Below are 16,521 nucleotides of genomic sequence, written 5' to 3' on the forward strand. Positions count from 1 at the left end.
TTATTAGATTGTAAAACGAACGCCATGTCCCTGCCAATGCCAAGGCAATGAGTTCCAGCCGCTCAGCCCTGTCTGATAGAAATAAATGCCGGTTAAGATGATAGAGAGGCACCAAAGGATAACCAACGTCCACTTAGCCGATGCATTCAACGGTTTGACATGAAAGAACGACTGGCAAATCGCATAACCAATATAGAAGACCGGAATCCCCAAGAAGAGGATAAAACTAATGCAACCCATGATGACCAAGCCCCAAGGAGCCCCTGCATAAAAGTCCCAACCGAAGGGAGAAATTTGATAGAGAAGACTCGAACCGCCCACCAACAGCGCGAAGACCAACGCCATCAGCACAAAGAGCACCAAAACCAGTACCGGAAGCGAAATGACTCCCACCAGCACCACGAGGAACTTCAGCACAAAACCAATGATTTGCACTAACGCATCGGCCAGCTTCTGGAACAAATTACGCGGCTTGTCAGATTGGATAAACTCGCGGGCATTGTGCTCTACCTTCTCGAACCCGCCCGTGACGGTCTTTCCGATGTTTTCGATTGTGACACTCTCGCCCCGCATCTCGAGTTTCTCTGTAGCCGTACGTGCTATCGGCATGATAATCCAGAGCAAGAGATAAATAGGAATCATGACGCCATGCAAAAAGATGAGAAGGAAAAAGAGGATACGGATAGCCGTCGCGTCCCATCCCATATAGGCCGCCAAGCCCCCTGCTACACCGCCGATAATCTTATTATCCGGGTCGCGCATCAGGCGTTTGCGATAAGTAGTTTTTTCGACAGAAGGTTCAGTTACCGCATCTTCCTCCTGCTTCTCGTCGTCGAAGAGCTCTTCCGGCTTCCCCATACGGGCAATCACCTCTTCGACCTGTTCAATCGAAATCACCTGGTAGCCGAGGCGCATCCGTTCGCTAAACAGCTCCGAGATACGCAACTCAAAATCGTTCATAATCTCGTCTGACCCCTCCTCTTTACGGAAGTGTATCCGCAGATTATTCAAATATTTGTCGAGTAATTGGTACGCGTCTTCATCGATATTGAAAACCGAACCACCCAGATTGATAGTCAGTGTCTTTTTCATGCTTTTTCGTTTTTAACTGTTTTTGATATGATTAATTGTATCCGTCAGCTGTTGCCATGAAGCCTCCAGCTCCTGCAAGAAAGACTCGCCTTGCTCAGTCAGTTGATAATACTTCCGAGGCGGGCCTTGCGTAGATTCTACCCAGCGATAACTCAGCAACCCGCTATTTTTCAAGCGCGTCAAGAGCGGGTAGAGCGTCCCTTCCACCACAATTAAGCGAGCTTCCTGCAGCTTCTGGATAATATCCGAGGTATAAGCCGGCTCTTTTTTCAATAGAAGAAGGATGCAGTATTCAAGCGTCCCCTTCCGCATCTGCGATTTTACATTCTCTGCATTCATAGCTCTTTTCCTTATTACGGCACAAAAATAGGCAAAGCCTTTGTATCTTGCAATACATAGTACCTATATTTAGATTATTTTAATATAGATATTCCCATAAAAAAACCCCTTCCCACCGAAATGGAAAGAGGCTCTTAAAAGTTTTACGCTTCGATCTTCACAGAGGGAAGCGCTTTGAATAGAATTTTCTACTAATATTAATACTAACGTTTATGCGCTGCGGCGACTCTCGCGAGGGGCTGATGCAGCTTATTAACTATTTATTAATAACTAAAATTTAAATGTTATGAACAATATTCTTCTTCATTTATTTCACTACGACTTTGAAGCTTTCGCCGTCTACCGATACCACTGCGATACCAGCCGGAACTGCAATCGTCTCATTGTCGCTATTGATAACTTCGTTAGCTACGACTTTACCGAGGATAGTAGCGATGACTACGTTCTTGCCTTCCGCACCCTTGATAGTTACGGCGCCGTCGGTAGCTGTTACGCTTACTGCGCTGTTCTCAGCAGAGATTTCTTCATTAGAAGTAGCGTTGAGTTCGCTTGCTTCCATCGTGAAGTGTTCAGCGTCATCGAGGTTCGGAGTTACAACCAAGAAGCTGTTGTCCCAACGGAGATAACCCTTAGATACTTCGTATTCTACTGGTTCGCCGTTCACCCATTTAACCGGAGTATAGCCGTAAGCTGTTTCAATTACGAACTCGTTGTTGGCTTCGTTGATCATCTTGAAGGCGAACTTAGCGAAGCTGTACTTAGCGTTGCCCACTTCTTCCTTGTCGATGATTTCACCGGCAGCATTCGTATAATACAATGTATCATTCTGGTGGATACCTGAAACGAATGCCAATTTCGGTTGACCATTGTAAGCATACTTGTTGTTATGTACATTCTTGTCGTCTTCAACATCCATCGAATCACGCATTACTACCAAGAAGTCGCCCTCTGTGAAGGTCGTACGCGGATGTTCGTGGTTCGGATTGTTGCAAGATTCAATGCTATCTACGCGGAGCGGACGAACTGACAACAGGTATTCGTAACGATAGTTGCCCGGACGGTTGATGTAAGCCGTATCCACATACAATGTCGGGTTAATATCGTAAGCCTGCGCATTGTCGATGTTTGCAAACGCGCCATCTTCGTAGATCACTTCGTCGTTGTTTTCCATCAACGAGATCGCAATCTTGTCATCCTGGTTCAAGAGCTTGTAAGTACGAGCACCTGTTTCTTCGATGACGAAGAGGTCGTTTGAGGTAGCTGAATAGAGAGCTACGTCTTTCAATACACCCTTACCGTCGATGTCTGTTGTACCGCCGATAACCTTATTAGAAGACAGATGCATATTGCTTGCAGAAGCATAAGTATCATAAACAGATTCAGAAACTTCTGCACCAGCAATCCAGTCTCTACCCATAGTGTAAGTATAATCACCTTCCTTATAAGTAGCTGCATAACTATCGTTATAGACCGGAACTAAAACAACTGTACTATCACCTGCCAATTTCAAAGCTAAGCGTGTAGCCGTCTTTTCGTCCTCATTGCATACATAGTATTCGTTACCTGCTTCTTCTGAACCATTCTTGCCATTGAAGTATTCATCCGTAGCCGTATTCTTCAAGATGTAGGTCGGAATCAACAACTCTGTATTCGGAGCGTAATATTTACCCTTCGGATTCGTGTTTTGTGTATTTACCCAACCTGTACCAGCTACATAGTAGTTAATCGGCGTGTAAACAGAAACCGTATCAGCTGCATAATGGTCGAAGTCGCCTGTGATGTCATTTACTTTAACCGTTGGCTGTTCAATACGCCAAGCCGTAGCCTCTTCTGCATCCAAACCAATGCGATGCTTGTCGTTATGGTTTTCGATTACATAGAGCGGACCTGCAATTGTGTTCAATGCAATCTCATAAGTATTTGCATTCAAATCCACAGGAGAGATACGACGGAAACCATCAGCAGAAGTGTACAGCGTTACCGGAGTAATCTTCAACGTATCCATTGAATTGCTGCCACGATAAGCAAATACGTTAGTTGTACCTGTATTATACAAATCGGAGCCTCTCAACGTATAAGTCTTGTGGTTGTTCTCACGATTCGTCAATGTATAATTACCGGTTGCTGCATCGTAAGTGATAGCGAACTGACCTTCTGGCAAGTTGATGTTCGTCTTCGTCGGAGCTACATAAGTGACATTGCCACTTTCGTTCAAACCTAATACCTTGCCATAAAGGCTTGATTTGGTATTCTTATTAGCTACTTCAACCATGTAATAAGACGGAGTAGTCAACCACTTAGAAGCATCTACTACAGCAGAAGCGTTCAAAGTAAACTCAACTTCCTGTATAGAAGCAGAACCCTTACCAGCTAATACAGGTGTTTGACCATCCAAATAGCAACCAATCGGAATCAAACGACCATTATCCTGTACATATACGTTTGTGATATCTTTTGTAGTCGCAGCATTATCACCCGCTTTGTACTCAATAGTAAATGTTGTTCTGTAGTAACCCTTTGTATCTTCTGCATATTGCTTTGGAGTGATTAATTCCAATTTGTATGCATGAACATCTGTTCCAGAGGACCAACCTGTTTTAGGATTCGTATTCAAGGCAAGAATCATGTTGTTTTCATTGATCAACATGAACTTGTTTTCGTTATCATAAGCTTTACGATACCAAGCTTTTCCTGCATAATAACCAGTCTCATCCCATTGTACCGGCGTCAACTCGCCTTTGAAGATGCTTGTCAAATCTACTTCAACATCATTTCCATACTCATCTTTAGTTGTATAAGTAACACCTAACGTGAAGTATTCACCAAAGCGATTCAACAAATCTTCAGCATACATAAATGCTTGGCTGATCTTGGCTGTTCCGAATTTCTGAGCTTTAGTTATGTCAGAAGATGTCGTCAATTCATTGCCTTCTTCAACAACATAATCTTTGCCTGACATCAATTCCAATTCTGTCGGGAATACTACGTTGTTATTTCCAAGTGCTTTGTTATTGAATAACCATCCACCTTTAGAATCTTTTGTTACACCTACATTATTAACTGTAACAAACTCATTACCGACCTTTAACCAGTTATCATAGGAATCTTTCACACGCAATACATACTTGCCCGGAGCATATTCGTATGGAGTCAATGTGTAGTGATACTGAGACGGTAAATTATCTTCATCTGTGCTACTTGGCAAATACTCATCCAAACTATAAGTTACATTACCATTTTCGTCCTGAGTAGCTTTAACGGCATAACCATCGATAATCAAGACAACCTTATCTGTTGTTCCGTCGCCTTTCATACCAACATAGTCTCCCCATACTGCATCTGCCATCCCTTGTGTCTGAGAAGGCCAACCATTCTCTATCTTATCAGGTGTACCAAACAGCACATTTGTTTCATCACCGGCACACTGAACAGCTACATTTGCTTTTACATCCGTATCACCTAAGATAGCTACCAATTGCTCGCTTGTGCCGTCAAACTCGATAGTCGCATTATCAGCAGCATTTGTTAATGCTTTTTTAATAGCTTCAGCATTGCTATCGTTAGGTTCTATCTTAACAACTTTATAAACATCACCATCCTTAGTTTCAGACGGGATCTTTCCAGAAGCTTCAATATAAGCGTAATCAGTAGCAGAATTTTCTACAGTTGTGCCTTCAAGGTTAATTCCTGAGAAATCTGTAATTGTAACAAATGACTTACCACTTTCACTTTCGAAATAAGTGTATCCATTATCCGTTCCTCCAGAAATATTACCAATAATTTCAATACCAAATGCAGGAGATGCAGGCCATGTTTCATCACCAGCAGCAATCTCGTTTGCATTTAAAATCTTATTATCAGTGATGTTATACTTAGGAGCAGCAGATGTAGGATAAATTGTAATACCATTTGCTACATGATTGTCATCTGCAGAAGTACTACTTACTGTAATTGTGTTATTTTCAATGTTAACACTTCCTGCAAATACTGTAATAGCACTCTTGTTTTCGATTACTGTTCCATCTTCACCAGCATTTCCATAAACCATTACATTTTTGTAATCAATGTTCTTGAAATTTTTAATGGTTACATTTTCACCAGTAATAACGATACGACCCTTCCAGATATGTTGATTTCCATCCAATACGAAATTAGCCTTATCAATCAAAAGGAAATTTCTTTGGTCTGAATACTCAACATCACCATTAACGGTCATTGTCAAGCCATCTTCAGACAATGTTACAGGTTTGCCGCTGGTAAATTCAGACAGTTCTGTTTGCCAATCCCATGTCCATTTGTTGACATAGTCGCTGGCATAAACCAATGACGAACCACTAAGCAACATCGCCGTGCAAAGCGTAAGTACTTTTTTGTTCATTTTAAATTGTAATTAAAAGATTAATAATATAGTGGAGAGTCATAGAGCACGCCGTAGCTTCTTAAGGTCCGGACACAAAAAAAGCGCGGGCGTTTCTATTATTTGCTTTGAGGCTCTGACAAAACCCGAACAATTAATAATAGAACAACAGCCCGCGCTTATACGATTATATATTCAGTTTCCCTGCACTGATACATATACTATGATATGCACGAATATAGGAAACCTTCCATTTAATAATCGGTTGAAAGCGCAAGCATTTACTGTCCACTATTCCAATTGTTCTTAAAAATTTGTCAGATTTTCAAAGCAGGAATAATCTCCGTAAATACTTGTCAATATTTCAATGATTCCCAAAGGCGGAAACGCTCTCCGCTGCGGAATCGATGCAAAGGTAAGGAGGAAAAATGAAATAGCAAGAGATTTGAGCAAAAACTTTTAGGTTTTTATCCGAAACCAAGACTTTTGAGGACGAAACCCTAAGGTTTGGAGGATAAACTTGAACTTAACGACAAAAAAATAGAACCTCTTTATATCAAGATTCATTTATGCCTATAATCGTTTTCGTTTATAACGAGAATCCTTTTCATTTATAACGAGAATCGCGAGCGATTAGAGGCGTGTGTCCTAAATAGAAAATGGCACACTGATAACACTGATTTAACAGATGACCGCAGATTCTTTTTTTATTGATTTATAACTAAATAAACCTGTGGTTATCTATTAAATCAGTGTTCAGTGTGCCATACATTCATTATGACATACCGCCCAATCTTTTAGGAATTTATCATACCTCGCGCTCCGCTTTTTGGTCGGCAGCAAAAAGATCGTCGATGATACCATCGGAAAGTCCTATCTCTGGGACATAAATATATTCTGCATGAATGACCTCCGCAATGCAAAGGAATATTTCGGAAGCAGGGACAATCACGTCGGCACGGTCCGGTTTCAGGTTGAATGCATCCATACGAGCCTCCGGCGTAAGTATTTTGAGCTTATCATAAATGCTTTGCAAGGAAGAAATAGGAATCCGCTTGCGGCGTTTATCCTTCTTATCTATCAATTTATACAATTTATTGATGTTTCCACCCGAACCGATAATATTGATAACAGGATAATCTTTCGTATGCGCTGCAATCTCGTCGCGCATTTGTTGCCAAGCCGCTTCCGTCACGCCGTCCGTTAAGATACGAACCGTTCCGATATTAAATGAACGAGAGTAAACCAACTCCCCATTTACCAACAGATTAACTTCCGTACTACCACCGCCCACATCGACGTACATATAATTCCCATTCCGGTCTTCCATACACTCAATGTGATTGTTATAAATCATCTGTGCCTCTTCTTGGCCGTCGATGATTTCAATCTGGATGCCCGTACTCTTGGCAATCTTCTTGATAATACTCTTCCCATTCTTCGCATCACGCATGGCCGAAGTAGCACACGCCCGAAACGAATCCACTTCATAAATCTTCATCAGGTGGCGATACGCCTTCATGAGGCGGCGCATCCGCTCCTCTTTGACCGGAGAAATCTCTCCCTTTTCGAACACATCAAAACCCAACCGCAACGGAATACGCAACAACAGTACCTTCGAGAATTTATCCTCTCCGGTACTTTCGATTCGCGTCACTTTCTTGATTAACAGACGAACGGCATTCGAGCCGATGTCTATAGCTGCATAAGTTTTACTCTTCATGGTTATTTTGTTTGTCTACGTTTGTTTCTTTCGCTAAATAATATTGGTAGAGCGCTTCTTGCGAACGGAAATACCCTGTCTCAGCGACTTCCGGGAAAGCATTCGTTCCCTTTCCGTCCACGATACGACCTTGCAACGTGTCATGCAAACCATAATCGACCACCCGCTTCAAGTCCTCTTTGACATCGGGGTCGTAAACAGGCGTCACCACCTCGATTCGATTGTCCAAATTCCGAGGCATCCAATCTGCCGAACCGATAAAAATCTTCTCTTCGCCTCCTGCGGCAAAGATAAAGATGCGCGAATGCTCCAGATAGCGGTCAATAATACCCGTAATGCGCAAGTTGCCATTCAATTCCGGCAACTTCGTATAAAGCGAACAATTACCACGCACCAGCAAATCGACGGGCACACCCCGTTCTGCCGCTTCGTAGAGCTTCTTTACCATATATACATCGGTAATATGATTGATTTTTATCCTGATATAGGCAGGTTTCCCGGCTTCTTTGTTCTTAATCTCCTCGTTGATGAGACGAAGGAACTTGTTCTTCATCTCGTTGGGCGATACCAACAATTCCTTAAAACGAGTCATTGAATAGGGACGTTCGATAAAATCAAACACCGCATTCACATCCCGCACGACAGGGCGCGACGCCGTCATCAACATATAATCCGTATACGTACGGGCATTCCCTTCATGGAAGTTCCCGGTACTGATACAAGCAATATCCGCGCCACTCTTCATCGCAATATGTGTAATCTTGGAATGCACCTTCAATCCTTCGACACCAAAGATAACATGAATACCCGCATCTTGCATCCGCTTGGACCAATTGATATTCGATGCTTCGTCGAAACGCGCCAGAAGTTCGATAACGACCGTCACCTTCTTCCCGTTGCGAGCCGCGCCAATAAGCGCCTTCACCACTTTCGAGTCTTTCGCCAAGCGATAGAGTGTGGTCTTAATGCTCTTCACCTCTTTGCTGATAGCCGCTTCTTGCAAGACGCGGATATAGGAATCGAAACTATGGTAAGGCACATGGATAAAGCGGTCTTTCTCCCGAATCAATTGCAAGATACTTTCCGACCCTGAAAGCTCTTTCTTCAAAATAGGCGTCCAGGCCGGATATTTCAAATCCGAACGTCCGCAATCAGGAAACTTCATAAAGTCCTTGTGGTTATGATAACGTCCGCCTGCCAGCACCGTATCCAGTTTATCCAGATACAACGCATTCAGGACCTGCTTCAAGAGTGCTTTCGGCATCATGGCGTCGTAGAGCACTCGAAGCGGTTCGCCCCGTTTGCGACTCTTCACGCCTTTCGATATCTTTTGCAACATGCCATTGCGCAGGTCGTTATCGATTTCCATTTCCGCATCGCGGGTAAACTTAAACGAATAGGCTTCGAAATCCGTATAATGCTGTCCACAAAAGATATAAGGAAGGCAACAGCGGATGACATCGTCCAAATACATCAAATAGCGCTTCTCTCCTTTATCCGGCAAGCGTACGAAACGTCCACAAATGGATACCGGCAATTCCAGAAAAGCATATTCCGAAGCCGGACGTTTGCCTGCCCCCTCGCGATGCATCTTGACAGCCAAGTAAATATTCTCGTCGTTCTCGACATTCATCTGCTTAATAGCGGAATACCAAACCGGTATCACGCGCCCGTTCAAGTTCTGTTGGTAAAAATTATAGATAAATTGGAGCTGTTCTTCGTCCAGTTCGTCCTCTTTGACCAAATAAATGTTGTTTTCTTTCAGTTTCTGGGTAATCTCACGTACGGCCAGTTCGAAATCCTTCGCATATTCAGAGTTCAATTTGGTAATTTCCTTCAAAATATCTAATGCTTCCAAGCGATTCTGCCGCGCCTCTTTGTCTTCACACTCAGCAATACGGTTTTGCGACGCTACACGTACCCGAAAAAATTCATCCAAATTGTTGGAATAAATGCCCAAAAAACTCATCCGTTCCAGCAGCGGAACGTTTTCTTTGCATGCTTCTTGCAAAATACGACGGTTAAAGTACATCCAGCTGATATCTCTGGGTAAATACGTTTTATTGTTCTTTATTTTCATGATAAATGTACTGTTTTCAATAGCCTCGCTAAAGGTAAACATTATTTTTGAATCTTTTATCCTTTTAGATATGAATTTCGTGTGAAATCTGAAACCCCGCCCCTTTTACAGCCTGAAAATGAGCCTACCATTCCGATTGCAAACCCCTGCAAACTGCAGCAACCTTGCAATCCCCTTTGCAAACCTTCCGCAAGGTTGCGGCAACTTTACAATTCCGATTGCAAACCTCCTGCAAATTGCAGCGACCTTGCAATCCCCTTTGCAAACCTCCTGCAAATTGCAGCGACCTTACAATCCCCTTTGCAGACTTCCTGCAAATTGCAGCGACCTTGCAATCCCCTTTGCAGACCTCCTGCAAATTGCGGCAACCTTGCAAACCCCTTTGCAGACCTGTTCAAAGAATGGAAAAGGGTTCAAAATTCCCCGGCGGCGCGCATCTTGGAAACGTAGCGTTCGAGCACATCCGGACGAAGCGCATGCAAGATGGCTTGCGGCGCACTGTCGACCCACGCATGGAAGCGGGCATCCGGTTCGTAGGTGCGGGCAAATGCCAACAGTTTATCCAGGTTGAAATCCTCGGAAATGATGCCGGCGCCATTGCTCGTGGCATCCAAAGCGTTACAATCCTGTTCGATATGAGCCGGCACCATGAGAATCGGCTTGCCCAAATACATCGCTTCGCAAATAGATTCGAAACCGGCGGTGCTGGCATACGCCAAACATCCCGCCATCTTCTCGAGAAACGTCTTGTCGTCGAGCGGATGAAAACTGAGCGTCGCATCGACCTGCTTTACCTCCTTTTCGCCCCGCCGGTCCCAAAAGAAACAGAGCGGAACGTCGGGACGCTGTCTGTGCCATGCCATTACATTCTCGGCAAAACCAGAATTGAGCATGTAGCCGTGGATGTAGTCTCCTTTTGTCGGATGCAGGGCAAAGACCTCTTTACGCAAGAGCGGCGGCACCACACGGATATTGCTGGCCGTATCGTCGTCCATGGCCTTAAACGAAAGCGCCAATTTCTGGCAAGCGCCGATGCACGTCAGGCGAGAAAAGAGGTTGAGCAACCGGATTTCCGACCGGTTCTTTTCCGGAAGCGGGAAATCTTTATGTAGAAACAGGTATTGATGGCCGATACAAATCTGCGGCGTATTAATAGAATAAAGCGCATAGGCCATACCCGTCAGGAGTTCGTAGAAATTAATGACCACATCCGCCCCACTTTCCGTAATGCTTTTCTTCAGGAAACGAATGCTACGCAAATAAGCTGGTATGCGGAACATATTGTAAGCTACGCTGCGCGTCAACGTATTTCGTTTATTAGCCGGCGTAGGCAAGAAGTTCGGACTTTCAAAGCGTTCGATAGGCGCGTGGATATTACGCCGGAAGAAATCCGGAATCTGACGCGAAAAGCTTTTCCCCACTAATACCTTTACCACTTCGTGCCCATGGCTCCGCAAAATATTCTCCAACGCGATGCATTGCGTCAAATGCCCGCGTCCTTCACCTTGTACAATAAAAATACACTTCATGAGGCAGACGATACATTAGGAAGCGTTTGAGACGCTTGCAAGCTATCACTTTCCACTTCCGTATAATACAAAACGTTCCAATTCCCCTCTTCATCTTCGGCCAAGGCAGAAAGCGTTTCTACCCAATCGCCCGAATTAAGGTAATGAATTTTACCATAATACGTATTGTCCGGATGATGAATGTGCCCACAAATGATACCATCGTATTTACGAGCCGACGCAAATTCAGACAGCGTCTGTTCAAAATCTGAAATATACGAAACAGCCGTCTTTACTTTCTGCTTGATGCGTTGCGAAAGCGAGTAATAAGGCTTCCCGCGCCAAGCCCGATAACGGTTATACCAACTATTAAACCAAAGCAAGAAAGTATACCCCAAATCACCCAAATAAGCCAACCAGCGCATTTGAGAAGTGACACGGTCAAACACATCGCCATGCGTAACGAAATAACGTTTCCCGTTCGATTCGAGCACATAATCTTTTACGATTTGAATGTTCGCAAAACGAATAGGTGCGAGGTTATCCAGAAAATCGTCGTGGTTTCCTCGTACATAGATTACTTCCGTTCCACATTTCTCCATCATCTTCATAAGGATTTTAAAGAATTGCGTATGGTTCGATTGCCATTTTCGCGTTCCGTTACGCTTCATATGCCAACCATCAATAATGTCTCCATTCAGAATCAGACGGTCGCAATTGACAGCTCGTAGAAAATTACTCACTTCCTTCACTTTAGAATGCGAAGTTCCCAAATGGATGTCCGACAGGACAATGGTGCGATAATGTTTTCGTAAATACATTTACTTGTTTTTCTATTTTGAACACTCAAAATTACCGCCTGGATATGACGGCATTGTGTGTTTCGGGTTACATTTCTTTTACATATAAATATATGTGGTCGTTCGCCCGCAAAGTTATAACATTTCTTGGTTGGTTGGATACGAAAAGGGCAGATTAATTCTGTGAAAAACGATAGTCTTTAGGAGCCACACCTGTGATACGCTTGAATAATAGGCTGAAACGTTGGACGTTCGAGAATCCGAGCCGATGTGCCACCTGTGCCGTGCTATTCTGAGGATTCAACAACAAACGTTTTGCTTCTTCCAAGACTTTAAGCTGGAAATGTTCATACCAAGTATGTCCGGTTTCGAATTTCAAAAGGTCGGCAAAATAGGCAGACGAAAGGTTTAATTGCTGTGCCATGCAGGCAATTGTCGGCATCTCGCCTGTTTGTAATTTGTCGGATGCAATATATTCATTGAGGAAACGTTCCATCTTGGTCAGTACTGTTTTGTTTCGGTCTTCACGGGTAATAAATTGTCTTTCGTAAAAACGCGTACAATAATCAAGCATCAATTCAATATGGCGCGAAAGGATGGTACTCGTATGAGCATCTATCGGATGATGCAATTCCTCCTCAATATTCTCCAGACAACAGGTAATGGTTCCGGTCTCTCGTTGTGAAAGATGTAATGCCTCTTCCTTTCGATAAGAAAAGAACGTATAGTTTTGGATATGATTCTTTAGCGTAGTACGATACAATAAATCTGGATGAAATGCCAACAACCACCCCTTGTTAGGAAGCGTATTGGTTGCGCTCATCCGAAAGATTTCATCCGGACGAAGGAATACCATCGTCGCATTCGAAAAGTCGTAATACTTCCGTCCGCAACAACCACATCCATCCGGGCAATCCTCTATTAACAAGATAGCATAAAACTCAAACCTCACCGCATTGCCTTCCACCTCCGGACTTTCCAAATTAATCAAGCTCACCAATGGATGAAGCGTTTGGCTTCCCAAGCACCGATTACATTCACATACGGTCTTAATGTCCAACGTTTTCTGCTTATTTCCCATTTTCCCTTTCCTCCTTTTTCCGCCCGGGAAACTTTATCCTATTTGTATCCGATAGGCATTCGGCGTACATCCCATGCGCTTCTTAAACAAGCGACAGAAATGTTGCGGATATTGAAAGCCCAACTCGTAAGCTATCTGGCTAATGGTCTCGTTTGTATCCGCAATACGCTCTTTCGCACGTTCGATTACCTTTTCTTGGATATACTCCTGAGGCGATTTCCCGGTCTCTTTCTTAAACATATCGCCAAAATAGTTGGCAGAAAGACAAAGTTTATCTGCCATATAACGAACCGAAGGAAGTCCTTCGCGCTCGGCGATACCCTCCTCGAAATAACTATCCAAGAGACTTTCAAATCGTGTCAATACATCATGATTTCCTTTCGTGCGTGTTTCAAATTGCCTTTCATAGAACCGCATGCAATAACCCAGCAAGAGTTCGATATGAATCGTCAGAAGCTTTTTACTATGTTTATCTACGCCATGCTCCAATTCACCTCGGACAATGTCCAGGCATTCTAAGAAAGTCTCCCGTTCTTTCTCCGAAAGGTGTAACGCTTCGTTCACTTTATACGAAAAGAACGTGTACCGTTTGATGTTTCGCCCTAATTCCGTTCCCAACAAAAGATCCGGATGAAAAAGAATGCCATAAGCATTCGTTGCAGGATGCCCCATAGTTCGCGTCGTTGTAGCGGTTTGCCCAGGAGCAAAACAGACAATCGTCCCCGCCTCAAAATCATACGCCTGTCGCCCATATTGAATGTCGCACGCCTTTTCCAACTTGAGGAAGATGGCATAAAGCCCATAACGCAGGCGAATCGTATCCACATCGCGCGTCGCTTGGTTCAGATTCACCACGCTTACCAACGGATGCAACGTCTCCAATCCATAGAGCTCGTTGTATGTATGTACGCTATTCAGTTCAAGTATCTTCTCCATTGCTTACCCGTATTTCGACACAAAGGTAAACGATAAATCGATTCCCTCCATAATATAAATTACGGGAAACTATACCCTATTTACAGATTAGGCTATTGGCTACATGCTTACACGCCTTAATTCTTGCGAAAGAAATAACCGATCGAAAAGGTAACGTTGTTTTGGAACAGGGTAGATTCCCCTTCGCGTTTCACTGTCCGTCGATCCAACAAACCTGTCAGGTTCTGAATGGTAAAGAAAAAGCGTTTGTATTCCACGCTCATACCCGCACTGATACCGAAATCAAACGTCCTAAGGTTCGGTTCTTTCTCACTTCCGAAGTCGATATCCGTACTCACGTTCGTCTCTTCCGTCTTCATCTTTCCAAACAAAGAGAAATCGAACGCCGGTCCTACGAACACAGATAGACGTATATCCGACAAATAGAACGTATAAGCTACGTTCACCGGTACTTGTATGGAATAATAGGAATATTTGTTGTGGGCATTCATTCCCGCTTCCGTCTGATAGGAAAAATAATCGCCACCTTGGTTGACGAAAGCTATTTCCGGACGAAGCGACAACCCTTTGTAAAGAGGCACTTCCATTAGCCCTGCTACACTAAATCCGAAGCGCCCACCCGATTCATAATCTTTTTCAATCTTCTGCACCAATGAAGAATAAGCACCTCCTGCCCGCACACCGAATTCTACTTGCGAGAAAGCTGAAACGGTTGCCAGCACACACATCATACATATATAAAACAGTCTTTTCATAGGCGCCTGTATTTCGTTGGGGCAAAGGTAAGGATTATAGGTGAAACAAAAACACAATTCCTCCCTCTTTTTTCAACAACCTTTTGAAAACATTTCCTTTTTGGTGGAAAAGAACGTTGATAAAGCGGTTGAAAAGTCGGTGGATAAACCCTGGAAAGCCAAGGAATGTAAAAAAACCGCCTATGCAAACCTCTTTTCCTCCGAAGAAAAATTTCATTGTAAACGAACATTCTTTCACGTATCGCCGATATTTGTGTATCTTCAGCCTAAAGATATACAAATATCGTCGATATTTATACAAACATCGACGATATTTGAAGAAAAGGAAGTTAATTTCCAATGTTTTCTTCGGTACAAAAAAGAAAAAAGAGAGCGGCCAACGCAAGATTAGGTTCTAGTCAAATATGAAGAAGTAGGGATAATATGATAACAAACTGTCCAATCTGCCTGGCCCTCTCTTATATAACAATTACAACGTCACCTTTCCCTTCCGCCGCCCAAAGCCTGGTAAAGATTGACACGACTTTGCAATTCGGCAAAACGATTGGCTACTTGCTCCAATTCTGCACCGAGCAACGTCTGGCGGGCGGTTAATACTTCCAAATAAGTATGGGTACCATGCTCCATGAGAAGCGAGGTACTTCGCTCGGCCCGACGTAATGCCTCCACCTGTTTCTCGTAGAGGTTCGCCTTATTCCGGCTGATTTGATAGGCCGTGAGGGCATCATTCACCTCTGTTCCCGCATTCAGCAACGCTTGTTGGAAACTAAGTTCTGCTTCCTCCTGTTGCGCTTTGGCAATCTTTAAATTAGCTATATTCTGCCCACGATTAAAGAGAGGTTGGGTAAGCGCCCCGATAGCCGAAACAAGGAACTTTCCAGGATTGACAATCATCGAACCGGCTTCATTCGTCCAACCCGCACTTCCGCTCAACGTAATTGAAGGATAAAAATTGGAACGTGCTTGGTTTGTGGCATAGAAAGCGGCCTCCAACGCATGCTCGGCCGAGCGGACATCCGGACGATTGGCTAATAACTGAAGTGGAATACCTACGGAGAAATCCTCCGGCATCGCCTGCTCGGAGAGTTTGCCTCGCTCATACCGGCGAGGCGTTTCAGCCAGAAGAAGCGCCAAACTATTCTCCGCTTGGTTGATTTGTTCTTCCAAATCAAGCACGGAAGCTTGCACACTATAACAAGTAGCCTCCATTTGCGAGACGCCAGCCTCATCATATTGTCCGGCATTCATGAGAGCACGAGCCGAAACAACCGTCTCTTCCCAACTCTTGGCTGTTTGTTTGGATAAAGCCAATTGTTCGTCCAACATCAATAAAGTATAATATGTATTCGCTATACTGGCAATGAGTTGTGTCCGTACGGCTTGTCGATAGTCTTCACTTTGTGCATAAAGTGCTTGCGATTGTTTCTTGGCATTGCGCATCCGACCGAAGATATCCAACTCCCAGCTGGCGGTAACCGGTACGGAATAAGTCCACGTTGCCTTAGCTCCATCAAAGCTACTCGTACCCCCCTGAGGGGAGAAGGCAAAAGAGGGAAGGAATGCCAATTTCGCAGACAAGAGTGTGGCTTCCGCCTCCTTTACTCGAAGTTGAGCTGCACGGTAATCCGTATTATGTTCCAACCCTTGTTGTATGAGCGATTGCAGATAAGGGTCGGTAAAAAGATTACGCCAATCCATATTACCTAAGTTGTGAATCGTATCTGTCACCTCTACCTGATTACCATATAAATCCTCAGGAACATCCGTAACGGACGTATAGCGATTATAGATGCCGCAACTACTCAAAAGAACCGTTGCAACGGCTGTTATAATATATCGTTTCATTGTGT

Annotated in this window: 11 protein-coding genes; all 11 read right to left on the reverse strand. The window is 43.8% G+C overall.

Annotated features, from left to right (window positions below):
• Positions 1–3: 3 nt before the first annotated feature.
• Complete coding sequence (locus B5F77_RS01265; RefSeq protein WP_087326473.1) at positions 4–1,092, reverse strand: PspC domain-containing protein; 1,089 nt, start codon at positions 1,090–1,092, stop codon at positions 4–6.
• A 12-nt stretch (positions 1,093–1,104) separates the two neighbouring features.
• Entirely contained in the window at positions 1,105–1,431 is a 327-nt protein-coding gene (locus B5F77_RS01270) for a PadR family transcriptional regulator (RefSeq protein ID WP_087326475.1), read from the reverse strand.
• Between the two features lie 307 nt (positions 1,432–1,738).
• On the reverse strand, positions 1,739–5,809 hold the full coding sequence (locus B5F77_RS01275) for a DUF6383 domain-containing protein (protein WP_140392787.1): 4,071 nt from the start codon (positions 5,807–5,809) through the stop codon (positions 1,739–1,741).
• Positions 5,810–6,596: 787 nt separating this feature from the next.
• Positions 6,597–7,511: an exopolyphosphatase gene (locus tag B5F77_RS01280; protein WP_087326481.1), complete on the reverse strand. Its 915-nt coding sequence runs from the start codon at positions 7,509–7,511 to the stop codon at positions 6,597–6,599.
• Complete coding sequence (locus B5F77_RS01285; RefSeq protein ID WP_087326739.1) at positions 7,501–9,591, reverse strand: RNA degradosome polyphosphate kinase; 2,091 nt, start codon at positions 9,589–9,591, stop codon at positions 7,501–7,503. The genes B5F77_RS01280 and B5F77_RS01285 overlap by 11 nt, the downstream gene beginning before the upstream one ends.
• A gap of 413 nt (positions 9,592–10,004) precedes the next feature.
• Positions 10,005–11,120 (reverse strand): glycosyltransferase family protein, encoded by a 1,116-nt coding sequence (locus tag B5F77_RS01290; protein WP_087326485.1) that lies wholly within the window; start codon positions 11,118–11,120, stop codon positions 10,005–10,007.
• Positions 11,117–11,920 (reverse strand): UDP-2,3-diacylglucosamine diphosphatase, encoded by an 804-nt coding sequence (locus B5F77_RS01295; protein ID WP_087326488.1) that lies wholly within the window; start codon positions 11,918–11,920, stop codon positions 11,117–11,119. Before B5F77_RS01295 ends, B5F77_RS01290 begins: the two co-directional genes overlap by 4 nt.
• Positions 11,921–12,074: 154 nt before the next feature.
• Positions 12,075–12,980 carry a helix-turn-helix transcriptional regulator gene (locus tag B5F77_RS01300; RefSeq protein WP_087326492.1) on the reverse strand — a complete coding sequence of 302 codons (906 nt, stop codon included), beginning with the start codon at positions 12,978–12,980 and terminating at the stop codon, positions 12,075–12,077.
• Between the two features lie 33 nt (positions 12,981–13,013).
• Entirely contained in the window at positions 13,014–13,916 is a 903-nt protein-coding gene (locus tag B5F77_RS01305) for a helix-turn-helix transcriptional regulator (protein ID WP_087326497.1), read from the reverse strand.
• A gap of 116 nt (positions 13,917–14,032) precedes the next feature.
• The gene (locus B5F77_RS01310; RefSeq protein WP_087326500.1) at positions 14,033–14,671 is read right to left on the reverse strand and encodes a porin family protein; all 639 of its coding nucleotides are present in this window, start codon (positions 14,669–14,671) and stop codon (positions 14,033–14,035) included.
• A gap of 477 nt (positions 14,672–15,148) precedes the next feature.
• A complete protein-coding gene (locus B5F77_RS01320) occupies positions 15,149–16,516 on the reverse strand; it encodes a TolC family protein (RefSeq protein WP_087326506.1) in 1,368 nt (455 codons plus the stop codon).
• Positions 16,517–16,521: the final 5 nt, after the last annotated feature.

Source organism: Parabacteroides sp. An277, assembly GCF_002159645.1.
Taxonomy (GTDB): domain Bacteria; phylum Bacteroidota; class Bacteroidia; order Bacteroidales; family Tannerellaceae; genus Parabacteroides.